Below are 23,634 nucleotides of genomic sequence, written 5' to 3'. Positions count from 1 at the left end.
GCAGGTGCATCGATTGCCATCGTTTTCTGGCATAATCCGCCCCCCCTAAGACCGCCAGACAACCTTCATGATCGATTTATTCAGCGGACTGGATGCCTGGGTTATCGTGAGCCTGACGCTCGCTCTGACCTTCGTGCTCGCCTTCGAGTTCATCAATGGCTTTCATGACACCGCCAACGCGGTAGCCACCGTCATCTATACCAAGGCCATGCCACCGCACCTCGCCGTGTTCTTCTCTGGCGTGTTCAACTTCCTCGGCGTTCTGCTCGGTGGTGTCGGGGTGGCCTATGCCATCGTCCACCTGCTGCCGGTCGAACTGCTGATCAATGTGAACACCGGCCACGGCCTGGCCATGGTTTTCTCGTTACTGGCCGCCGCCATCACCTGGAACCTGGGCACCTGGTACTTCGGCATTCCGGCGTCCAGCTCGCACACCCTGATCGGCTCGATTCTCGGGGTCGGCCTGGCCAACGCCCTGCTCAGCGACATTCCGCTGGGTGACGGCGTCAACTGGCAGAAGGCCATTGATATCGCCATGTCCCTGGTGCTCTCGCCAATGGCCGGCTTTGCTGTCGCCGCCCTGGTGCTGATTGGCCTGAAATGGTGGCGCCCGCTGTCGAAGATGCACAAGACCCCTGACCAGCGCCGCAAGCTTGACGACAAGAAGCACCCGCCGTTCTGGAACCGCCTGGTGCTGGTGATCTCGGCCATGGGTGTGAGCTTCGTGCACGGCTCCAACGATGGCCAGAAAGGCATCGGCCTGATCATGCTGGTACTGATCGGTATCGTCCCGGCCAAGTTCGTCCTCGACCTGAACAGCACCACCTACCAGATCGAGCGCACCCGTGACGCCACCTTGCACCTGAGCCAGTTCTACCAGCGCAACGCCGCCACCCTTGGCGAGTTCCTGGCGCTGGGCAAGGCGCAGGCAAGCGACCTGCCGGAGCAGTTCAGCTGCAATCCACAGCAGACCGAGCCCACCATCGCCGCGCTGCAATCGTCGCTCGCCGGTGTGACCGACTATCGCGCCCTGAGCGCCGAGAAGCGCGTCGAAGTGCGCCGCTACCTGCTGTGCCTGGACGACACGGCGAAGAAGGTCGGCAAGCTGCCTGGCCTGGAGCCTCGTGAAAAGGCTGACCTGGATAAACTGCGCAAGGACCTGACCGCCACCACCGAATACGCCCCGTTCTGGGTGATCGTCGCCGTCGCCCTGGCCCTGGGCCTGGGCACCATGGTCGGCTGGAAACGCGTGGTGCTGACCGTTGGCGAGAAGATCGGCAAGCAGGGCATGACCTATGCCCAGGGCATGTCGGCCCAGATCACCGCGGCCTGCGCCATCGGCATGGCCAACGTATTCAGCCTGCCGGTGTCCACCACCCACGTACTGTCGTCCGGCGTGGCCGGTACCATGGTTGCCAACAAGAGCGGCCTGCAAGGCGGCACCGTGAAAACCATCCTGCTGGCCTGGGTGCTCACCCTGCCGGCGTCGATGGGCCTGGCAGCCGGCCTGTTCTGGCTGGCCACCAAGGCCATTAGCTGAGTGCTGATGCAGTACTGAAAAAGGCGCCCCTTACAGGGCGCCTTTTTCGTGGGAGCGGCGGTGCGCCGATGCGATTTTCTCCGCGTTTAGCCCAATAAGGCTTAACGTTTCTTCCCGCCCAGCAGCGACCCCATCAACCCCCGCACCAACTGGCGCCCCAACTGATTGGCCGCTTGGCGCACCGCCGATTTGATCGCCTGCCCCGCCGCGCTCTGCAGGAACTCGCCGGCCTTGTCGGCAAAGCTGTCTTCCCCGGCCTTGGACTGGGGAACCGGCTCCACCGGCGCGCCCTTGCGCTGCGTGAGCATTTCATAAGCCGACTCACGGTCGATCGGCTTGTCATAATGCCCCGCCAACGGCGACGCCGCGATCAGCGCACTGCGCTCAGCCACGCTCAAGGGTCCGATCCGCGACTGTGGCGGCGCGATCAACACCCGCTGAACCATGGCTGGCGTGCCCTTCTCTTCCAAGGTGCCGACCAGGGCTTCGCCGATACCGAGCTCGGTAAGCACCGCCAAACTGTCGAACGCCGGGTTCGGCCGAAACCCATCAGCCACTGCACGCAATGATTTCTGCTCCTTGGCGGTGAAGGCGCGCAGGCCATGCTGGATGCGCAAGCCCAACTGGGCCAATACCGCATCCGGCAGATCCCCCGGCGACTGAGTGACGAAATACACTCCCACGCCCTTGGAGCGGATCAGCCGCACCACTTGCTCCAGGCGGTCCTGCAACGCTTTGGGCGTGCCGTTGAACAGCAGGTGCGCCTCATCGAAGAATAACGCCAGCACAGGTTTGTCGGCATCGCCGCGCTCCGGTAGTTGCTCGAACAGTTCTGCCAGCAGCCACAGCAGGAACGTCGCATAGACCTTAGGGGCATCATGTACCAAGCGGCTGGCATCGAGCAGGTGGATGCGGCCGCGCCCGTCGCCCTCGGGGCGCAGCAGGTCTTCGAGCTGCAGCGCCGGTTCGCCGAACAATGCCTCGGCCCCTTGTTGCTCCAGGGTCGCCAGCCGGCGCAAGAGAGCCTGCGTGGAAGCACCGGTCATCAACGCGCCGTCCTCCCCCAGCAATTGCGGGTTTTCCTTGAGGTGCGCGAGCAGGGCCTTGAGGTCCTTCAGGTCGAGCAACAGCAAGCCCTCACGGTCGGCTACCTTGAACGCCGCATACAAGGCCGCCTGCTGGCTGTCGGTAAGCTCCAGCAGATTGCCCAGCAGCAGCGGCCCCATTTCACTCAAGGTGGTACGCAGGGGATGCCCTGATTGGCCCGCGACATCCCACAGGGTCACCGGGTAGCCTTGGGGCGTGTGTTTCAGCCAGGGCATCCCGGCAATCCGCTCGGCCACCTTTCCCTGCGGCGCACCCGCCGCCCCGAGACCACACAGGTCGCCCTTCACATCCGCGGCAAAAACCGCCACCCCGGCGTCACTGAACAGCTCGGCGAGATGTTGCAGGGTAACCGTCTTGCCAGTCCCCGTGGCACCGGCCACCAGGCCATGCCGGTTGGCCAGGCGCATGGCTTGGGATATGGGCTGACCATCCGGGCTTGCACCTACAACCATTCGTAAGAAATCTGACATCTTCTTTCATCCCCCACTCAAGTTCTGCCGCGTTACAGCCGATAGTTCAGAGTGACTCTTACCAGAAAGACAGTAACAACCCGAAAAGGACCCACGGGAATTGTTGCACTGTTTTCCAGCCGTGCTTTGTGCGAACGACCCGATAAAAACCTTAGCGGACACGATCACGTTATGAACAAAAGCCTTCGTTTCAGCCACAAGATTCTTCTGGCGGCATCACTGATCGTGATACTCGCCTTCAGCCTGTTCACCCTGTACAACGACTATCTCCAGCGTAATGCCATTCGCGAAGACCTGGAGAACTACCTGGCCGAGATGGGTGAATCGACCTCCACCAACATCCGCAACCTGTTCGAAGGACGCATCAAACTGGTCGACAACGTCGCCCAGAACCTCGCACAGTTCCCACAGAACACCGGCACACTGCTGGGCCAGAACGCCCTCACTTCGAGCTTCCTGACCATCTACCTGGGCCAGCCTGACGGGACATTCACCGTACGCCCGGACACCAAGATGCCCGACGGCTACGACCCGCGCGTGCGGCCCTGGTACAAGGACGGCCTGAACGCCAGCGGCCCGATCCTCACTGAACCCTACATCGACATGGCCACCAACAAGATGGTCATTTCGATCATCAGCACCGCCTCGCGCTCGGTGGGTGTGGTCGGTGGCGACCTAGCCCTCGACGGCCTGGTGGAGATCATCAACTCGCTGAACTTCGGCGGCATGGGCTATGCCTTCTTGGTCAATGACCAAGGCAAGATCCTGGTGCACCCGGACAAGAACCTGGTGATGAAGTCGCTGTCGGACCTGTTCCCACAGAACACACCGCGGCTATCCAGCGAGCTGACCGAAGTGACGCTCAATGGCGAAACCCGGCTGCTGACCTTCACCCCGGTCAAAGGCTTGCCGTCGGCCAACTGGTACATCGGCCTGTCGGTGGACAAGGACAAGGCCTTCTCGATGCTCAGCACCTTCCGCACCTCGGCGGTGATCGCCACAGTGGTTGCGGTAGTGATCATCATCGCCCTGCTCGGCCTGTTGATCCGCGTACTGATGCAGCCGTTGCACACCATGACCCGTGCAATGTCGAACATCGCCGAAGGCGAAGGCGACCTGACCCGCCGCCTGGAAATCCACAATCACGACGAGTTCGGCATCCTCGGCACCGCCTTCAACCGCTTCGTCGAACGCATCCATGGCTCGATCCGTGAGGTGTCATCGGCCACCGAACAGGTCAACGAAGTGGCATTGCGGGTCATCAGCGCCTCGAACTCATCGATGGCCAACTCCGACGAGCAGTCCAACCGCACCAACAGCGTCGCCGCCGCCATCAACCAGCTCGGCGCCGCTGCCCAGGAGATCGCCGGCAATGCCGCCCAGGCCTCGCAGCACGCCAGTTCCGCTCGCCTGCTGGCAGAGGAAGGTCAGCAGGTGGTGCAGCGCAACATCGATGCGATGAACCGTCTCTCGGACCTGATCGTCACCTCCAGTGAGCATATCGAGACGCTGAACAACAAGACCGTGAACATCGGCCAGATCCTCGAGGTGATCACCAGCATTTCCCAGCAGACCAACCTGCTTGCCCTCAACGCCGCCATCGAGGCTGCCCGCGCTGGCGAGGCCGGCCGTGGTTTCGCCGTGGTCGCCGACGAGGTACGCAACCTGGCGCACCGCACCCAGGAGTCGGCGCAACAGGTGCAGACCATGATCGAGGAGCTGCAGGTCGGCGCCCGCGAGTCGGTCGACACCATGGGCCAGAGCCAGCGCCACAGCCAGGACAGCATGGACATCGCCAATCAGGCCGGTGAGCGCCTGGGCAGCGTCACCCAGCGCATCGGCGAGATCGACGGCATGAACCAGTCGGTGGCCACCGCGACCGAAGAACAGACTGCCGTGGTCGATTCGATCAACATGGACATCAACGAGATCAACATGCTCAATCAGGAAGGCGTCGAGAACCTGCAGGCCACCCTGCGCGCCTGTTCGGACCTGGAGCAGCAGGCCGGTCGCCTCAAACATCTGGTCGGCAGCTTCCGCATCTGACCCTTCACCCGCTCCCACCCTGCGTGGGAGCGGGCCCAGCCAAACCCTGATCGAACAAACTATCCTCCAAGAAGGTCAACCCTAAGGCGCGTCATCGCCGGCCCTTTACCGCCTGATGACACACCGAGGACGATCCCGGAGGGATGCTGATCGTGCACATCGCCGACATCACCATGTTCTATGCCCCAGCCAGCGGCGGCGTACGAACCTATCTTGATGCCAAACATCGCCGTCTAGACGCCATGCCTGGCGTTCGCCACAGCCTGTTGATTCCTGGCGCCAGCGCCAGCCAGGTCAACGGCATCTACCATGTTCCAGCGCCGCCCCTGCCATTCGGCAACGGCTACCGTTTCCCGGTGCGTCTGGCCCCCTGGTGCAAGGAACTGCGTCGTCTGCAACCCGACCTGATCGAAGTTGGCGATCCCTACCTCACCGCCTGGGCGGCCCTGGAGGCACGGCGCCAACTTGATGTGCCGGTGATCGGCTTCTATCACTCCGACCTGCCACTACTGGTGAGCAATCGCATGGGCAGTTGGTTCACCCCCAATGTCGAGGCCTACGTCAGCAAACTCTATGGACATTTCGACCGGGTACTGGCGCCCAGCCAAGTGATGGCCGACAAGCTGCGCAGGCTGGGTGTCGAGAATGTCCATGTGCAGCGGCTAGGGGTAGATTTAGTGCAATTTCACCCCGACAAGCACGACCCAGGCCTGCGCCGCGAACTGGGCATCGCTGATAATAGTCGCCTGCTGGTCTTCGCCGGCCGCGGTTCGCGGGAAAAGAACCTGCCGGTGCTTCTGGACTGCATGCAGCTGCTCGGACAGCCTTACCACCTGCTTCTGGTCGGTTCGAACATGCCGGCCGGGGTGCCAGGCAATGTCAGCGTGATCGACCACTTCTGCCCACCCGACGAGGTCGCCCGGCTTCTGGCCAGCGCCGACCTGCTGGTACATGCCGGCGATCAGGAAACCTTCGGCCTGGTGATTCTCGAGGCCATGGCCTGTGGGACACCGGTAGTGGCTGTGCGCGCCGGCGCCTTCGGCGAGATCGTCGGCGAGCAGTGCGGCCGCCTGTGCCTGCCCAACGATGGCAGGGCCATGGCCAATGCCGTACGCGAGATCTTCGACAGCGGCGTGCGCGCGCTTGGCAGCCAGGCGCGTCAACACGTGGAGCGTCATTACAGCTGGGACAACGTTGTCAATGGCCTGCTTCAGCACTATCAGGCAGTGCTCGGCCATTCGCTGCCGGTACGCGCCCATGGCTGAGACCCTATTGGCCAACCGCAGCCTGATGCTGGTGCTACACGATGTGGCGCCGGAAACCTGGCCGGATTACCAACCCTTCGTCCAGGCGATCGACGACATGGGTGGCGTGCCCATGACCTGGCTGGTAGTTCCGGACTTCCACCATCGCAACCCACTCACGCGTTCGCCCGAGTTTTGCCGCCTGCTCGAACGGCGCTTGGCTCGTGGTGACGAACTGGCCCTGCACGGCTACTATCATGCCGACGACGGTCCTCCGCCACGCGGGCCGCGCGAATACGTCGAGCGCCGAATCTACACCCACGAAGGCGAGTTTCACAGCCTGGACCAGGCCAGCGCACTACAGCGCCTGCAAGCCGGGCTGACGCTGTTCGGGCAACAGGGCTGGCCAGTGGCAGGCTTCGTCGCCCCTGCCTGGCTGATGAGCGAAGGCACGCGCGCGGCGCTGCGCCAACTGCCGCTACGCTACACCAGCACGCCAAGGCACCTGTACCGGCTACCCGATTTCACCGCCTTCGCTGCCCCCGGATTGGTATGGAGCGCCCGCAGCGCCTGGCGCCGCGGGCTGTCGAGGGTGGTCAGCGACTGGCAACGCCGACGCTGGCGTGAGGCCGACACCCTGCGACTAGGCCTGCATCCGGTCGACATGCGACACCCCAGCGCGCGCAACTACTGGCTCCAGACCCTGCGGCAACTGCTGGAGCAAGGCCGTGAGCCACTGACCAAGTCGGCCTGGCTGGAGCGCCAGGCCACCCCATGACCCGCCTGGGCTGGCTCGGCCTGGCATTGCTGCTGGCGGTGCTGGTGCCCGCCTTGCTTGGTGGCAGCGAGCTGCTCCCCCGGCTCCAGTCTTTCGCACCCGGGCTGATGATGTTGCTGCTCGGCATGATCCTGCTGTGCTGGGCGATCAATGCCATCCGCCTGCGCCTGCTGCTCGGCGAGCAAGGCGCCCAGGTGGGCCGGATGCGTAGCCTTGGGGTGATCATCGCCACCGAGTTCGCCATCTGCACCACCCCCGGGGGCACCGGCGGCCCGCTTACCCTGATGACGTTGCTGGCACGCGAGCGTATTGCTCCATCACGGAGCGGCGCGGTGTTCGCCATGGACCAGTTGAACGACCTCTTGTTCTTCTTCTGCGCCATGCTGGCGATCGCCGCCTATGCCCTGTTCCATCGTCTTGGCCAGAGCCAGGCACACATGTTGATGGGCAGCGCCTTGCTGCTGTGTATCGCCTTGACCGTGATCGTCCTGCTGGTGCGCTATCGGCACGCGGTGATGCGTGGCAATGGCCGGCTGCTGCGCCGCTTGGGCGTGACATCGCAACGCAGGCTGCGCTGGGCGCGCAAGGTACTGCGCTTTGCCCATGCCCTGGCGGATACCTTGCGCATGCCACGGCGCAGGCTGGCGGCGGTGTTCTTCCTCACTTGCGCGCACTGGTGCCTGCGCTACAGCGTGCTCTATCTGGTGCTGCGGGGGTTGGGCGTCGACCTGGCGTGGATTCCGAGCTTCCTGGTGCAGATGCTGTCGCTCAGTGCAGGGCAGTTCAGCCTGCTGCCGGGCGGCGCGGGCGCGGCGGAGCTGACCTCGGCGGCCTTGCTGTCACCGCTGGTAGGAAGCTCGACGGCAGCCGCGGCGATCCTCATTTGGCGCGCGGTTACCTACTACTTTTACCTGCTGGCCGGGGGGCCGGTATTCCTTTATCTGCTGGCGCGTCCACTGCTGGATCGTCGGCGCCGACAGGCGGATTGAGCCGCCTCCAGAGTTCGGCGGCACCCGCGAACTCGGTGCCGTCATCATCGCTCAACGCTTCGGGATCGAAACGGGCAAGGCAGCCCTCGCCCAAGGTTGGTGGCGCCGAAGCGCCGGCCTTGTCACGTGGATCCGCCATTTGCCGGCCCCGTGTCAGTTGAACACAACAGTCTTGTTGCCGTGCACCAGCACGCGGTCTTCCAGGTGATAACGCAGGCCACGGGCCAGGACCATTTTCTCCACGTCACGCCCGAAGCGGACCATGTCCTCGATGCTGTCGGCATGGCTGACACGCACCACATCCTGCTCAATGATGGGGCCTGCGTCCAGCTCCTCGGTCACGTAGTGGCAGGTCGCGCCGATCAGTTTCACGCCACGCAACGCCGCCTGGTGATAAGGCTTGGCGCCCACGAACGACGGCAGGAAGCTATGGTGGATGTTGATGACTTTTTCCGCATATGCCTGGCACAGCTGCGGCGGCAGGATCTGCATGTAGCGCGCCAGCACCACGGCATCGGCGCCGTATTCCTCGACCAGGCGCGATACCTCGGCGAATGCCGGCTGCTTGTCCTTCGGGTCGACCGGTACATGGTGGAACGGAATGCCATGCCATTCGACCATGCTTCGCAGGTCATCATGGTTGGAGATAACGCAGGGGATCTCGCAGTCAAGCTCGTCGGTATGCCAACGGTGCAGCAGGTCTGCCAGGCAATGTGACTCACGGCTGGCCATGAGCACCACACGTTTCTTCTGTGCCGAATCGGTGATCCGCCAGGTCATCGAAAATTCTTCGGCGATCGGGGCAAATGCCTCGCGGAAGGCCTCTATACCGAAAGGGAGAGATTCGGCACGGATCTCATGACGCATGAAGAACCAACCGCTCTGTTCATCGGAATGGTGGCTGGCTTCATTGATCCAGCCATTGTAAAGGGCCAGGAAATTACTGACTTTTGCCACGATGCCGACACGGTCGGGGCAGGCAATCACCAGTCGATAGGTGCGCATGAGGGAGACTCCAGAACTTCGCAAAGGCGCATATTCTAGCGACCTGGCGAGAAAAACGCAGTAAGCATCTTTACCTGAGCGGCTTGGCCGGGAGGCTTGATCGCGCAGGTCCAATTGCTATTTCCCAAGGGCAAATCGGCATTGGCTCAAGAAAATTGTAAATTTTTCTTAACCTAACGTCAGGGAAGTCGTGCCCTACTATTAATTGAGTCTTGAATTTTAAATTGTTTACTTGAGAGTTTCGTCTGTCTATTATTGCCCTACTGTCTCTCTCCGAACATGCATTAAGGAACACATCATGTCCCTGATCAACGAGTACCGCGCCACCGAAGAAGCTATCAAGGAACTCCAGGCCCGTCTGGCCAATCTGTCGCAGGACGGCAAACTGCAAAAAGAGCTGGAGTTCGAGAAGAAGCTGCGCGAACTGATGGCCGAAAATGGCAAATCGCTACGTGACGTGATCGCGCTGCTCGATCCGGAAAGCAAACTGAGCAAGACGCCACGTGGCGCAGTTAAGACCACCAGCACCAAACGTGCGCGCAAGGTCAAGCAATACAAGAACCCGCACAACGGCGAGGTAATTGAAACCAAGGGTGGCAACCACAAGACCCTGAAAGAGTGGAAAGCCAAGTGGGGCGGCGACGTCGTCGAAAGCTGGGCCACACTGCTGGACTGATAAGCTTGACCCGCGTACTGGCTTGAACATGAAAACGCCGGCATTCGCCGGCGTTTTTGTTTATCTGCACATTTCAAAGCAGATATTGCACTTTCAGTTGTCGGATATGACCCTGCCAGGCTTCCAGTACCTGGCGCCCCGCCTCGCTGGCGTCTGCCAGGCTGGCTTGGCATGCCTGCTCGAAATTGGCCAGGGTGTTCGGCGCACCAAAGGCAGGGTTTGTAAGACGTTGCTGACAGAACTCATGCCACCGTGCACGCTCTTGTTCATCAAGGGTTTCGGAAAAGTTTCGCGCCCGATAGCGGAACAACAATTCCGGCATGCGCGGATCATCGAACATCCACTGCCCCTTGGCCAATTGCGCCGGATCGGTACACCGCACTTGTTCGCTCAGCCGTTTGTCCCGTTCACCGAGGAAACCGTCATACAACTGTTGCTCCGGATCTTCGCTGGAAGCAAAGCCCTCTTCCTGATAGATGATGTCCAGCTTGTCTCGCCAGGTCATCTGCTGATTGGCCAACTGCTCCGCCCGTGCCTGCAACACCGACAATTCAAGCCCCAACCGTTGTTGATCGGCTGGGCGCAGTACCGATAGCGGCGCCAGCACCGGGCAGCGATTGATATGTACCAACTTCAGCGGTACCGGTAGTTCGCCCTGGGCCATGTCTTCATGCCGCGTGTACAAACGCTGACGCAATGCTTGCGCACTCTCCTGGAGCAGAGGCGAATTATCCTGTTGCAAGTCGCAGACTATCAGCGCGTTGCGATTACGCGGGTGCCAGGCCAATGGCAGCACCACACCGATATAATTGCGCTGCGCCGAGAAACGTCCGGATACATGTACCAGGGGCTGCAATAGGCGGATCTGCTCCATGACCTTATGCTTGCTGCGCAACTGGAACAACCAGTCATACAATCTGGGCTGTCGGTCACGAATCAACCGGGCCAGGGCAATGGTCGCCCGCACGTCGGAAAGCGCTTCGTGGGCATGGCCATGATCGATGCCATTGACCTTGCTCAACAGCTCCAGGCGCAAGCTGGTGCGCCCATCCTGCTGTGGCCAGACGATGCCCTCCGGGCGCAGCGCATAGGCCGTACGCACCACATCGATCAAGTCCCAGCGGCTGTTGCCACCCTGCCATTCACGGGCATAGGGGTCGAAGAAGTTGCGGTAGAGGCTATAGCGGGTGACCTCATCATCGAAGCGCAACGTATTGTAGCCGGCGCCACAAGTGCCGGGCCGGGCCAGCTGCTCATGGATCAGCGTCATGAATTCGGCCTCGCACAGCCCCTGGCTGGCCAACTGCTGCGGCGTGATGCCGGTCACCAGGCAGGCCGCTGGGTGCGGCAGGATATCGTCGGAGGGGCGGCAATAGACGCTGATAGGCGCCTCGATCTCGTTGAGGTCGAGGTCGGTGCGAACGCCGGCCACCTGCAGTGGGCGGTCGCAGCGTGGATTGATGCCGGTGGTTTCGTAGTCGTGCCAGAAGATGCTGGAGCTCACGGGGTCGTCCTGTAACAAGGTCGACCAGAGTCTAACGGCACGCGTGAGGGCTGGGCCAGCCTCACGCGGAGGCGTTCATCGGCCGGAAGCTGAAGAAGTCGCGCAGGGAGCGGACGAACTCATCATATTCCTGAGGGGCCTGCAGCAGCATGAAGCCGGCATCAAAATGTCCGGGCGTTTCGTCTTCACGACACCACAGGCAACTGGCAGTGAGGTTGATGAACTGCAGGCCACCGCCGGCCAGGGGAACCCGCAATTGCAGCTCGAAGTCCGGCCCCACCAGCACCGGCAACTGGCTGATCAACATCAGGCCGTCTTCCGAGGCATTGCCCAGATAGCCGATTTGCTGGTCGGTGCAGCGGTTGAAGACCTTGAGCACGCAAGGCAGCTGGTGACGTTGTATGTGTCGCTCGATAAACATGATCGCAGTGAAGTCCTGTACCTGGAGCCAGGAAGACAAGGTACTGGCGATGATCGTTACAACTCTCCAACAGATTAGCCCAGTCCGACGGACGGACTACATGAAATCATCGACACCTTGGGATTAACGCCAAGGTGTAGTGTTCACCGGACTGGCCACCGCCGCTTCGCTGCCGCGCAGGTGGCCGAGCTTCTCCAGTGTCTGCAGGCGTGCCTGGGCGCGGTAGGCGTATTCATTGCGCGGGTACTGCTGGATCAGGTACTGGTAGGTCTGCGCCGCGTCGACGTAGAGCTTCTGGCGCTCAAGGCACTGGCCACGCAGCAGCGACACTTCCGGGTGAATGAACGGCCGGGCACGGCTGGTACGGTCGACCTGCGACAGCTCGAGCATGACCTTCGCGCAATCGCCACGGTCATAGGCGCGATAGGCATTGTTGAGGTGGTGGTCCATGGACCAGCGAGTGCAGCCGACGACACTGGCCGCCATGGTCAAAACGATCAGGGTGCGCATGGAAATTCTCCTTTGATGGGCACTGTATCGGCCTTTCACGACAAATCTTCACCGGCTTTTGCAAGCATATCGCGACCGGTCAAACGCCATACTCGCAACCGTGCAGGTAGTGCAACGGAACAATGACTACAACGCAATTGAGGAGTAGCCTTTCGCTGCGCTTCACTATAGGAGTCTGTGCATGACCATCCGCCGTACCAAAATCGTCGCCACCCTTGGCCCCGCCAGCAATTCGCCGGAAGTGATCGAACAGCTGATCCTCGCCGGCCTGGACGTGGCACGCCTGAACTTCTCCCACGGCACCCCGGACGAGCACAAGGCCCGCGCCCGCCTGATCCGTGACATCGCCGCCAAGAACGGCCGCCATGTCGCGCTGCTGGGCGACCTGCAGGGTCCGAAGATCCGCATCGCCAAATTCGCCAACAAGCGCATCGAACTGAAAGTCGGTGACAAGTTCACCTTCTCCACCGCTCACCCGCTGACCGAAGGCAACCAGGATATCGTCGGCATCGACTACCCCGACCTGGTCAAGGACTGCGGCGTCGGTGACGAGCTGCTGCTCGACGACGGCCGCGTGGTCATGCGCGTCGAAACGGCCACCGCAGATGCCCTGCACTGCGTGGTGATCATCGGCGGCCCGCTGTCGGACCACAAAGGCATCAACCGCAAAGGTGGCGGCCTGACCGCACCGGCCCTGACCGAGAAGGACAAGGCCGACATCAAGCTGGCCGCGGAAATGGACCTGGACTACCTGGCCGTGTCGTTCCCGCGCGACGCCAGCGACATGGAATACGCCCGCAAGCTGCGTGACGAAGCCGGCGGCAGCGCCTGGCTGGTGGCCAAGATCGAACGCGCCGAAGCAGTGGCCGACGACGAGACCCTTGACCAACTGATTCTCGCCTCCGACGCGGTCATGGTGGCCCGAGGCGACCTGGGCGTGGAAATCGGCGATGCCGAGCTGATCGCGATCCAGAAGAAGATCATCCAGCACGCCCGCCGCAATAACAAGGCGGTGATCGTGGCGACCCAGATGATGGAGTCGATGATCCAGAACCCGATGCCGACCCGCGCCGAAGTGTCCGACGTGGCCAACGCCGTGCTCGACAACACCGACGCGGTGATGCTTTCGGCCGAGAGCGCGGCCGGCAGCTACCCGATCGAGGCAGTCCAGGCCATGGCCCGTATCTGCTCGGGCGCCGAGAAGCACCCGACCAGCCAGAAGTCCAGCCACCGCCTGCACACCACCTTCGAACGCTGCGACGAGAGCATCGCCCTGGCGGCCATGTATACCGCCAACCACTTCCCCGGCGTCAAGGCGATCATCGCCCTCACCGAAAGTGGCTATACCCCGCTGATCATGTCGCGCCTGCGTTCGCACGTGCCGATCTTCGCCCTGTCGCCGCACCGCGCCACCCAGGCCCGTGCCAACATGTTCCGCGGCGTCTACCCGATCGCCTTCGACCCGGCGTCGCTGCCGGCCGACAAGGTCAGCCAGGCGGCCGTCGACGAGCTGCTCAAGCGCGGCCTGGTGGAGCAAGGCGACTGGGTCATCCTGACCAAGGGTGACAGCTACCACACCATCGGTGGCACCAACGGCATGAAGATCCTGCATGTCGGTGATCCGCTGGTCGGCTGATCTGGCGTTAAAACGCTATCGCGGGGCAAGCCCGCTCCCACGCATCAGGTATCACCTGCGTGGGAGTAGGCTTGCCCCGCGATTTTTCAATGCCTAGGCATGCTCGGTGAACACATCCGCCAACACCTGATTCCGCGGTATCCCGGCAATGAACAGGCGCCGGGCGAACCGTTCGACACTTGTCGGCGCCCCGCACAGCAATGCCATGGTCTGGCGCGACGGCAGGCGCAAACCGGCCAGCGCCTCATCCAACTGCTCGACCAGCACCAACTCCACCTTCACCCCGTCCACCGCCTGCAATGCCTCCGCCAAGTAGTGCCCGGCTGGCGTGCGCGCCACATGCAGCAGCCGAATTTCGCCCTGATGCCCCTGACGCAGGGCCTCGCGCAGGATACCCCACAAGGGCGCCAGCCCGGTGCCCGCCGCCAGCAGCCACAAAGGCCGCGCCTGCCAGTCAGGGTCGTAGTGCAGTGCACCGCCGCGCAGCTCACCCAGCCTCAGCGCATCGCCTACGTGCAACTGCCGGGCCCTGTCGCAAAACGCGCCGGGGCGGCTGCAATCCAGGTGAAACTCCAGCGCCTCATTCTCTGCCGGCAGGCTCGCCAGCGAGTAGGGGCGGGCCACATCGCCGCACCACAGCACCAGATGCTGGCCAGCCTGGTAGCGTAGCGTCCGGCCTGGGCGCAGACGCAGGCGCAGCACGTCGCCGAACCAATCCAGTGCAACCACCGTGGCTGGCAGGCCATCCTGCAGCGGATCGAACAGCGCCACCCGCAAGTCGCTGGCCACCGAGCACTGGCAGGCCAGGCGCCAGCCCTCGTCGCGCTGGGCCGCACTCAGGGCCTCGGGCCTGGCATCCTCGGGCTGGCCATCGAGGCAACGTACCAGGCAGGCGTGGCAGCTGCCGGCGCGGCAGCTGTAGGGCACATCCAGGCCTGCCTCGTTGAGGGCATCCAGTAGATTGCTGCCGCTTGGCACTGCCCATTGGCGCTCGCCCACGCAAAGTTCGGGCATGGTCAGGTTTCTCATTCGATTCAAGGTTTTCCAGGGGCGCTTTGCGCCCCATTGCCGGCGAAACGCTCCCGATACAACAGCATCGCATGTCATCAGCAAAAAGGATGCCCCTTCCCTGCCGACCTTGGTCCAGACCACGTGCAGGTGTTTCCGCAGGCGGGGCACGGTATACTGCCGCGCCTTTTTTGTGCCGGCCCGACCAGCCGGCGCCTTGCCAGGCGTTCCTGACATACAGGTGTGCACTGTCGGAATGCCTTTTCGAATGTTCCCGTCTTTAAGAGGAGCGCGCTGCATGACCGTGATCAAGCAAGACGACCTGATTCAGAGCGTCGCCGACGCCCTGCAATTCATTTCGTACTACCACCCCGTCGACTTCATCCAGGCGATGCACGAGGCCTACCTGCGTGAAGAGTCGCCTGCCGCGCGTGACTCGATCGCCCAGATCCTGATCAACTCGCGCATGTGCGCCACCGGCCACCGCCCAATCTGCCAGGACACCGGCATCGTCACCGTATTCGTGCGCGTCGGCATGGACGTGCGCTGGGACGGCGCCACCCTGAGCGTCGACGACATGATCAACGAAGGTGTGCGCCGCGCCTATAACCTGCCCGAGAACGTCCTGCGCGCCTCGATCCTGGCCGACCCGGCCGGTGCCCGCAAGAACACCAAGGACAACACGCCGGCAGTGATCCACTACTCCATCGTCCCGGGCGACAAGGTCGAGGTCGATGTCGCAGCCAAGGGCGGCGGCTCGGAGAACAAGTCGAAGATGGCCATGCTCAACCCTTCCGACTCGATCGTCGACTGGGTGCTCAAGACCGTGCCGACCATGGGCGCTGGCTGGTGCCCGCCCGGCATGCTCGGCATCGGCATCGGCGGCACCGCCGAGAAGGCCGCGGTGATGGCCAAGGAAGTGTTGATGGAATCCATCGACATCCATGAGCTGAAAGCCCGTGGCCCGCAAAATCGCATCGAAGAGATCCGTCTGGAGCTGTTCGACAAGGTCAACCAGTTGGGTATCGGCGCCCAAGGTCTCGGCGGCCTGACCACCGTGCTCGACGTCAAGATCATGGACTACCCAACCCACGCCGCCTCCTTGCCGGTGTGCATGATCCCCAACTGCGCCGCGACCCGTCACGCCCACTTCGTGCTCGACGGCTCCGGCCCTGCCGAGCTGGAAGCGCCGTCGCTGGACGCTTACCCGGAAATCGTCTGGGAAGCCGGCCCAAGTGCTCGCCGCGTGAACCTCGACGAGATCACTCCGGAAGAGGTTGCCAGCTGGCAGCCCGGCGAGACCATCCTGCTCAACGGCAAGATGCTCACCGGCCGCGACGCCGCGCACAAGCGCATGGTCGAGATGCTCAACCGTGGCGAAGAGCTGCCTGTGGACCTCAAAGGCCGCTTCATCTACTACGTCGGCCCGGTCGACCCGGTCGGTGACGAAGTAGTCGGCCCGGCAGGCCCGACCACCGCCACGCGGATGGACAAGTTCACCCGCCAGATCCTCGAACAGACCGGCCTGCTGGGCATGATCGGCAAGTCCGAACGTGGCCCGACCGCCATCGAGGCGATCAAGGACAACAAGGCCGTGTACCTGATGGCCGTCGGCGGCGCCGCCTACCTGGTGGCCCAGGCCATCCGCAAGTCGAAGGTCCTGGCCTTCGCCGAGCTGGGTATGGAAGCGATCTACGAGTTCGAAGTGAAGGACATGCCGGTCACCGTCGCGGTGGACAGCAAGGGTGAATCGGTGCACATCACCGGCCCTGCGCTGTGGCAGAGCAAGATCGCCGAAAGCCTGGCGGTGGAAGTGAAGTAACGTCTACACCGCAGTAGGAAACAAGCCGCTCCCTTGAGGAGCGGTTTTTTTTGCTCGCAAGAAATTGATGCTGGCTCCTACAGCCAGCAATATGTACTGCTCTCAAAGCGTAATTTCCGACTCAAATGAGGCCTCATCTCCTGCAGAGGCAGACCTCATGAGCAACACCGTAAAAGCCAATCAATGGCTACGCCGTTTCCAACTGGATATCACCTCCAACTCCCGTCGCGTTTATGCCAATGGCCGCCAACAGGTGGAGATCACAGTCACACTTGAACCTCGGAACGGCCAGACCATCTCTCGAGAAAGTCTCAACTCGCTAACCCTGGTCCAGATCGATGACGAAGGCAATCCTCGAGTACTGGATCATCCGGACCTGTACGCGCATACGCAGCGCGACGAGCGATTCGTCTACCATAACGCCAGCGGCAGCGCACCCAGCGCGCTGATGGCGTCATCCTCCAACGCCATTCACCGACGTTTCTATGTGTCGTCGAAGCGTCCTGGAGGCACGCTCAGCCAAATCCACGCGGCGATCTGGATGGATGAAGATCATCTCTTCGTCACCAATGCCGAACCCTTCAAGTCGTCGGTCGTTATTGAGTCAATTGCGCCTGTGCCGGCCCACAAAGACCTCTTCCAACTGAGCGTCGAGTCCCCCCTCAAGTACAAGCTCCCGAGCTTGAACCTGAATTACTGGGATGATGAGTTCGAAGAAACCGCCGGTTACTTCGGATTTACCGATCCGAGAACCGTGATGGTCGAAAGCCGGGCACTGGCCACTCCGGCCTCTCACGCCATCTATGAAATGAACGCTTGGGCTCACGCATTGATCTCGTTCCAGCTCACCAATGACTACAGCCAGCACCGCAAGGTAACAGTCTATGAGGTAGGCCAGCCATTCACGGTGAAATCTCCAGACTCAGACCGAGCCTATCACCAGCGTCCTGGCCACATGCTGATTCATCTGTACGCCAGGCGCTTCTATAACCGCCACTACAGCAGTTCCGAGTCGAGGCGCAGTATCTGGAACGTGATCGACCAGCATGGCAACGCCTATGAAGTCGAGTTCTCTGTCGCAGAAGCAGGCAAACATGTGTCCTTCACGGTAAACGCGAACAACGCCTGACCTTCCCAGAAAATCGGTGTCCATCGAAAGGGTACCGATCTCTCCCCTGCGCCAGGAAACACCTGATGTCTTCGATACATACCCAAGCCAGTAATTTTCTGGGCTTCATGAAAACCGGCGTGGACAACCGTACCGGCCAGTTCACCCTCGCGGTCTCCCTGCCGCTCCCTCCCGCCAACCAGCTGAGTGGACCGGCGCTCTCGGTCACCCTGGCCTTCAGCGTGCTGGGTTCAAGTATCAACAAAGGCTACGGACTAGGTTGGACCATTGGGCTGTCCGAGCTCGACCGGAACACCCTGAGGCTCGCCTCCGGCGAGCAGTACGCCATTGATCAAGATGCTTCCACATTCGCACCCGACACGCCGTTGACCTTCACCGATCAAAAACTCCCGACGCTGCGGGTCACTCCACAACACAACGGCGATTTCCGGGTAGACAAGAAGTCCGGAGAGTGCGAAATCCTGCGTGAGCAGGAAGACAGTGGGTGCTATCTGGTTGAGGAAATGCACTCCCCGGAGGGCCATCGCCTGTTCATCGACTGGGCCCCCTACGGCAATGACGACCATTTCATTCTCCAGCGGATCCGTGATGAACAGCGCGCGCTGCTGAATGTGGATCAGCTGGAGGATGAAGTCCATCTCATCGTCAACCCGGATACCTCACAAGCGCTCAAGTTGCGCCTGGCGCTGAGCAATGACCGACTCAGCGAAATCCACGTGCCCGGCATCCAGCGTCCCTTCGTAATCGAGTACGACGACCTGCTCCTGGACAATGGCGCTCGCCTGCTGCTGCCCACCACCGTGGACAGCCCGCTGGGTGCCCATGACATCGTCAAGTGGGCGACCGGGGCCGACGGCCATCAGTTGCAGGCCAACGCACCGTTTTCCCACCTGCCGCGGGTCGAATCATGGACCCACAGCGCCGGCACCCCCGACACCGAACGGATGCACCACTACCGATGGGTCGGCACGGCCAATTTCCTTGGCTTCGGCAGCGCCCAGGCGTTTTCCTGGGAGCACGGACGGGACAACCTCTACCAGGTCGAAAGCGACTACCAGTACGAAGTGGTCGAAACGGTCAGCGATGCGCAGGGCACGCCCCTGGATACCATCACCCGCACCTGGAACCGCTTTCATCTGCCCCTCCTGGAAAGCTCGAGACGAGGCGATTGCGAGATCAGCACGCATACCCGCTATGGTATCGATCCTGGCAAAACCTGGGAGGAGCAATCCAGTACCTGCCAGCTCCCCCATCAGGTCTCGACCACTTACACGGACCATCGCCGCCCTGGGGCCATTCGCACCGAAACGACGCTTTATCAGTACGATAACTACGGCAACATCACCCAGGTCGACTACCCAACCGGGATCTGTGAAATCAATTGCTACTATCCCGCCGAAGGGGGAGAAGGTTGCCCAGCGGATCCCCTGGGGATGGTGCGCTTTGTGCGCAAGAAAACTATTCGGCCAGCCAAAGCTGATGGCTCAGCTCCGGTGTTGAGCAGCACGTACACCTATGCGCCACTTCCTTCACGGGTGGTCGATGCCCCTGCGCATATCGTGGTCGAGCGTGAACAGTTGCTTGACGAGTTGGACAGCCGCACGCTGGAGGAGACCCGCCACACGTATTTCCATCAACCTCATACCTGTTACGGGCGAATCCAGCGAAGCGTCACGACCCTCAACGACAAGTCAACCGCTACCGAATACCACTATGGGCAGGCAAACGGCGAACTGCTCTTGCGGACCACGGTGATCGGCTTCGAGAACGACGACGTGAACCGCTCGACCCACGACAGCGCGCAGTCACTGCTCACAGGCCAGACCACTTGGGAACGTAGCGAAAGCGGGGCGCTCACCCGCTACGAGTATGACCAGATTGGCCGTATCGTCCGAACACTCAACTCAGCCGATAGCCCGTACCAGACACAGCGCCTGGTGCGTTACCACCTGGGCGACGCACTGGCGGTGAACCTGCAAGGCTCCAGCGTCCTGCCGCCAATGATGATCGAGCTGGTGGAGGTTACCGGCCAACGCCAGCGTCTGTGGCTCGACGGCGATGGACGTACCCGGCGTATCGAATTGGAAGACCTGGACAACGAGCCCGGCCGCTTCCTTGAAATCATGCATTGCCAATTCGATGCCCTGGGCCGGCAGATACGCCGGACGACCCAGGACTGGTTGTCAAAGGACTCTCCTGGCCCGCTGTCCCTGACTACCATCATTGCCTTCGACGACTGGGGGCAGACCGCCCTGACCATTGACGCCCACGGCATACATGCACACACGCTCCATGACCCAATCACCCGTCGCTGCGAACAATGGCAAGCTGCGGGCGGACTCTGCAGCCCTCGGACCGTGACCCTGAAAAACCTTGCGGGGAGCCCCATCGAACAGCAGCACTACGATTGCAACAACAATCTTGCCCGCACCTTGAAGTGGGTGCGCGATGGCCTGGACAGGGTGGTCGAAGAGCGGCTCAGCGTACCGAACATGTCCACTACCGTTACCCGCTACCGATATGACCACTATTCGCGGGTCATCGAAAAGGTCTTGGAAGATGGCACAACCCTCGCCTGGCACTTCGCGCCCCACAGCGATGGACAGCATCCCGAATTGATTACCACCACCGCCCCTGCGCAGGAGGAACAAGCATGAATGCCATTACCTTGGGCCGGCAGACTTTCGACGGCCTGGGCCGCCAGCGTGCGGTAGAGGTGGCCGGGCGCACCACCCTCTACCACTACCGCCCGGGCCAGTTGCCTCCCTGCGCCAATACGCTTGCCGATGGTCGACGCGTGGACTTCGCCTACGAACCACAACTGAATGACGTACTGCTTTCGTCCAGTACCGAGGGCGGCCACAGCGAACAACTGCACTATCACCCTTGCCTGGGTCAGCCCACCGAGGCCAGTGGTGCCCTGGGGACGCTGAAGTGGAGCTTCTCCCCCGCCGGCTTGCCGCAGCAGGAGTCCTGGGTCATCGATGGCGCCGAGCACATTACCCATTGGCGCACATCGCTAGGTGGCAAGCCACTGGGTTTCGTGGGCGCCAACGGCACCGAACAACAACGCCATTACGATGCCCTCGGCAGGCTCGCGCAAATCATCACAGGCAAGGTCAGTACGCGCATTTCCTATGATGCACTGTCGCGCGTCGCTCAAGCCACCACGCAGGATCAGGATGCCCGCGTGCTGGTCAGGCAACTGAGCTACGATGCCATGGGGCGAGAAGCCAGCAACACCTTCAGCTTGACCGAAAACGGTGCAACTCGAACCTTCACCCAAACCCTCGGCTACAACGCGCTCGATCAGCTCATCCGACGTACTGGCAAGTACGGCCAGCAAGAGGCAGACGAACGCTTCGCCTACGATTCGCGAGGCCGCATGGTGCGCTTTACCGCGAACACCAATGCTGCACCGAGGGACCCGTTCGGCAACGCCATCGTCGAGCAACGGTTTGTCTTCAATGAACTCGACGGCTATCGACAGGTCATCAGTCGTTTCAACGACGGCAGCGAAGATATCGCCCAGTTCCACTACGCAGCCGCTGACCCTTGCCGGGTCGTGGCGATCGATCATAGCCATTCCAGCTGGCCGGCGCGGATCGAGCTTACCTACGATGCCCACGGGCGCGTCATCGCAGACAGCCTGGGTCGCAAACTGACGTGGGACGCCCACGAACGACTGCAAAGTGTCGAACATGGGGGCAAGACATGCGAGTACCGCTACACCCCGAATGGCCAGCTGCGCGACCGAACGATCAATGGCTCGCTCAACCGCAGTTTCTTCAGCGGCAGGCAACTGACCCATGAGCACCGGGGGAACACCACGCTTGAAGTGATTGGCGACGGCAGCACGCTGTTCGCCGTGAGCGCGATCACCGAAGGTGTACGCCAGACCACTTTGCTAGGCTGCGACGGCCAAGGCTCGGTGCGCCTCAACGCCGGTGACCAGGTGCGCATGCTGCAATACAGCCCTCACGGCAGCGAACAGGGCAACGACCAGCAACAGCCATTCGGATATGCAGGGGAACGCCGTGAACCCCTGACCGGCTGGTACATCGCCGCAGGCTATCGGCCCTACGACCCATTGCTGATGTGTTTCCTCGCGCCCGACAGCGAAAGCCCGTTCGGTCATGGCGGTATCAATGCCTATACCTATTGTGGCGGCGACCCGGTCAACCGCATCGACCCAGATGGGCACAGCTGGCAGACCTGGGTAATAGCCGGCATTGGTCTGGCGGTCGGAGCCCTGGCCACGGTCGCCAGCTTTGGCGCCGCCGGCGCCGCGCTGGCCGCTGGCGGTATTCTCAGTGCCAGCGGTGCACTGGCCGTGGCGACGGCGACACTCAACATCGTGTCCCTGGGCACGGGAGCGGCAGCCATGGCGATGCAAGTGCAAGGCAAGAATGAGCAAGCCGCCAACGTGCTCGGCTGGATATCGTTAGGCACAGGGCTATCCAGTCTTGCCACGGGGGGCTTGACACGGATGGCTGGAAAAAGCGTCAGCACCCTCAAGCGCAGCAATGCACTGAGAAAGCCTGCGGTTCACGCCCCCAAGAATCCTCAGCCTCCCATTGACGTCATGTTCAGAAACCCCAGAACCAACCGAGCAGAGGTCGTCTGGTACGACGATGCGTGGGGCAGAGGGATAAAAGCTTTTGAAACACATGGGGGCAAGGACGGTGTCTTGATGAACGCGGCCGGCCAATACGAAGACGCAGCACGCATCGCGCTGCGCGAGATAGCCCCGCGGGTGGCCAACGCCCCAGCAGGCGAGCCCATCGTCCTGCTCGCCTGCTGGGGCGGAAAAAGCGGCGCGGCGCAACGAATCGCCGATGTGCTGCAACGCCCGGTTTATGGTACCGACAAGATCACTTACGTCCCAGGTGTAAGCCGCATGGACAGGCTGGACGTCGGCAATCTCTGGTCCACAGTGCCCATGCAGAAGATCTCCAGATACCGTCGATTGTTCGGTGCCAAAGGTCCGTTCGATTTCGACAGGACCCTGGAACCGGCAACCGGACGAATGTACTTCCCATAATGAGGTTCATGCCGGTAGACACCCCGCCAGGCATATCATATCGGTAGCGCCTTGAGCCAGAACGACATGATCTTGTTGCTGCTTTCCTGCTCGTCCAGATCGCACCAGGCATGACGGGTGCGTAATGAAGGGTCCTGCAGGAAGCCGCGGTTACGCCAGAAACCGTGCAATGGTTTGTAACTGGCAGGCCGCAGCGGGTGTATGCCTGGGCGCTCGACGACGCAGAACGTGCAGTAATCGAACTCCGCCAACTTATGTGCGTAGGATTCGCGCTCGATGAAAAAGCGTACGCCCAGGCCCTGACTGCGATAAGCAGGTAGCAACACCGAGCCACCGAAGTAGTAGACCGACGTCGGATCACGCCCCTGGGCGAGGAACGGTTGCTGGAAGCGAGGCGCTTCATCTATCAGCGGCAGGCCTGTGGAGGCCCCTACCACTTGGCCGCCGTCCAACGCCAGCACCATCAGGCTACGGCCAGAGTCGGCGTAGGTAGCCAAGTGATTCGCCTCATGCTCCAGCGACCCCTCATAGAGGTAGGGATACTCGCGCCACACCGTCAGGCGCAAGCGTGCAAGCTCATCGATGTAAGGCGCAATCGCCGCGCCATGCAGCAGGCGTATTTCCATGGAGAAGCAGTCGTCTGGTCGCGGTGGATAACGCGCTCGGGCAAGCCGGCGTGAGGGGAAACCCTACCATCGGCGTCGC

19 protein-coding genes and 1 pseudogene are annotated in these 23,634 nt (G+C 61.8%); 12 read left to right on the top strand and 8 right to left on the bottom strand.

Features of this window, described 5'->3' with window-relative positions; genetic code table 11:
- The first annotated feature begins 67 nt into the window (after positions 1-67).
- A complete protein-coding gene (locus tag LU688_RS05140; RefSeq protein ID WP_023629967.1) occupies positions 68-1,540 on the top strand; it encodes an inorganic phosphate transporter in 1,473 nt (490 codons plus the stop codon).
- Between the two features lie 101 nt (positions 1,541-1,641).
- On the opposite strand, the gene LU688_RS05135 is transcribed toward LU688_RS05140, so the two are convergent.
- Positions 1,642-3,117 carry a helicase HerA-like domain-containing protein gene (locus LU688_RS05135; protein WP_232888267.1) on the bottom strand — a complete coding sequence of 492 codons (1,476 nt, stop codon included), beginning with the start codon at positions 3,115-3,117 and terminating at the stop codon, positions 1,642-1,644.
- A 171-nt stretch (positions 3,118-3,288) separates the two neighbouring features.
- On the opposite strand from LU688_RS05135, the pseudogene LU688_RS27885 reads away from it, so the two are divergent.
- The 5 genes and pseudogenes from LU688_RS27885 to gpgF form a co-directional block, all read left to right on the top strand.
- Positions 3,289-4,305 (top strand): annotated as a pseudogene (locus tag LU688_RS27885) (HAMP domain-containing protein); the annotation flags it as partial.
- A gap of 93 nt (positions 4,306-4,398) precedes the next feature.
- Complete coding sequence (locus LU688_RS27880) at positions 4,399-5,163, top strand: methyl-accepting chemotaxis protein (RefSeq protein WP_371041571.1); 765 nt, start codon at positions 4,399-4,401, stop codon at positions 5,161-5,163.
- Between the two features lie 143 nt (positions 5,164-5,306).
- Complete coding sequence (gene gpgS / locus LU688_RS05125; protein ID WP_094010174.1) at positions 5,307-6,428, top strand: N-acetylglucosaminyl phosphatidylglycerol synthase; 1,122 nt, start codon at positions 5,307-5,309, stop codon at positions 6,426-6,428.
- On the top strand, positions 6,421-7,185 hold the full coding sequence (gene gpgD, locus LU688_RS05120) for an N-acetylglucosaminyl phosphatidylglycerol deacetylase (protein ID WP_038705517.1): 765 nt from the start codon (positions 6,421-6,423) through the stop codon (positions 7,183-7,185). Before gpgS ends, gpgD begins: the two co-directional genes overlap by 8 nt.
- Entirely contained in the window at positions 7,182-8,174 is a 993-nt protein-coding gene (gene gpgF / locus LU688_RS05115) for a glucosaminyl phosphatidylglycerol flippase (RefSeq protein WP_094010175.1), read from the top strand. Before gpgD ends, gpgF begins: the two co-directional genes overlap by 4 nt.
- Here gpgF and LU688_RS05110 read toward each other — a convergent pair.
- Together LU688_RS05110 and purU are read right to left on the bottom strand one after the other, a co-directional pair.
- A complete protein-coding gene (locus tag LU688_RS05110) occupies positions 8,080-8,313 on the bottom strand; it encodes a glycoside hydrolase family protein (RefSeq protein WP_081941206.1) in 234 nt (77 codons plus the stop codon). The genes gpgF and LU688_RS05110 overlap by 95 nt on opposite strands.
- Positions 8,314-8,327: 14 nt before the next feature.
- Complete coding sequence (purU, locus tag LU688_RS05105; RefSeq protein ID WP_094010176.1) at positions 8,328-9,179, bottom strand: formyltetrahydrofolate deformylase; 852 nt, start codon at positions 9,177-9,179, stop codon at positions 8,328-8,330.
- A gap of 298 nt (positions 9,180-9,477) precedes the next feature.
- Here purU and mvaT point away from each other — a divergent pair, with 298 nt between their 5' ends.
- The gene (gene mvaT, locus LU688_RS05100) at positions 9,478-9,855 is read left to right on the top strand and encodes a histone-like nucleoid-structuring protein MvaT (protein ID WP_094010177.1); all 378 of its coding nucleotides are present in this window, start codon (positions 9,478-9,480) and stop codon (positions 9,853-9,855) included.
- Between the two features lie 73 nt (positions 9,856-9,928).
- On the opposite strand, the gene sbcB is transcribed toward mvaT, so the two are convergent.
- From sbcB to LU688_RS05085, 3 genes are all read right to left on the bottom strand, one after another.
- Complete coding sequence (sbcB, locus tag LU688_RS05095; protein ID WP_094010178.1) at positions 9,929-11,359, bottom strand: exodeoxyribonuclease I; 1,431 nt, start codon at positions 11,357-11,359, stop codon at positions 9,929-9,931.
- Positions 11,360-11,420: 61 nt separating this feature from the next.
- Positions 11,421-11,780: a PilZ domain-containing protein gene (locus LU688_RS05090; protein WP_023631126.1), complete on the bottom strand. Its 360-nt coding sequence runs from the start codon at positions 11,778-11,780 to the stop codon at positions 11,421-11,423.
- A gap of 123 nt (positions 11,781-11,903) precedes the next feature.
- Positions 11,904-12,290, bottom strand: a complete 387-nt coding sequence (locus LU688_RS05085) for a tetratricopeptide repeat protein (protein ID WP_023631127.1) — start codon at positions 12,288-12,290, stop codon at positions 11,904-11,906.
- Between the two features lie 181 nt (positions 12,291-12,471).
- On the opposite strand from LU688_RS05085, the gene pyk reads away from it, so the two are divergent.
- Positions 12,472-13,926 carry a pyruvate kinase gene (gene pyk / locus LU688_RS05080; RefSeq protein WP_023631128.1) on the top strand — a complete coding sequence of 485 codons (1,455 nt, stop codon included), beginning with the start codon at positions 12,472-12,474 and terminating at the stop codon, positions 13,924-13,926.
- 93 nt (positions 13,927-14,019) lie between these two features.
- Here pyk and LU688_RS05075 read toward each other — a convergent pair whose 3' ends face one another.
- Positions 14,020-14,940, bottom strand: coding sequence for an iron-sulfur-binding ferredoxin reductase (locus LU688_RS05075; RefSeq protein ID WP_232888266.1), 921 nt, complete (start codon positions 14,938-14,940; stop codon positions 14,020-14,022).
- Between the two features lie 292 nt (positions 14,941-15,232).
- Here LU688_RS05075 and LU688_RS05070 point away from each other — a divergent pair, with 292 nt between their 5' ends.
- The 4 genes from LU688_RS05070 to LU688_RS05055 all read left to right on the top strand — a co-directional run bounded on the left by LU688_RS05070 (position 15,233) and on the right by LU688_RS05055 (position 22,929).
- Complete coding sequence (locus LU688_RS05070) at positions 15,233-16,756, top strand: fumarate hydratase (RefSeq protein ID WP_023629003.1); 1,524 nt, start codon at positions 15,233-15,235, stop codon at positions 16,754-16,756.
- A 157-nt stretch (positions 16,757-16,913) separates the two neighbouring features.
- Complete coding sequence (locus tag LU688_RS05065) at positions 16,914-17,885, top strand: hypothetical protein (protein ID WP_023629004.1); 972 nt, start codon at positions 16,914-16,916, stop codon at positions 17,883-17,885.
- Positions 17,886-17,950: 65 nt separating this feature from the next.
- Complete coding sequence (locus LU688_RS05060; protein WP_094010180.1) at positions 17,951-20,542, top strand: RHS repeat domain-containing protein; 2,592 nt, start codon at positions 17,951-17,953, stop codon at positions 20,540-20,542.
- On the top strand, positions 20,539-22,929 hold the full coding sequence (locus tag LU688_RS05055; protein ID WP_094010181.1) for an RHS repeat-associated core domain-containing protein: 2,391 nt from the start codon (positions 20,539-20,541) through the stop codon (positions 22,927-22,929). Before LU688_RS05060 ends, LU688_RS05055 begins: the two co-directional genes overlap by 4 nt.
- Positions 22,930-22,964: 35 nt before the next feature.
- On the opposite strand, the gene LU688_RS05050 is transcribed toward LU688_RS05055, so the two are convergent.
- Positions 22,965-23,555, bottom strand: coding sequence for a GNAT family acetyltransferase (locus tag LU688_RS05050; protein ID WP_094010182.1), 591 nt, complete (start codon positions 23,553-23,555; stop codon positions 22,965-22,967).
- Positions 23,556-23,634 lie beyond the last annotated feature (79 nt).

It is taken from the genome of Pseudomonas soli (assembly GCF_021283165.2).
Taxonomy (GTDB): Bacteria; Pseudomonadota; Gammaproteobacteria; order Pseudomonadales; family Pseudomonadaceae; genus Aquipseudomonas; species Aquipseudomonas soli.
The sequence above is the reverse complement of the archived record's forward strand: the minus strand, read 5'-3'. Positions and strand labels throughout refer to the sequence as shown.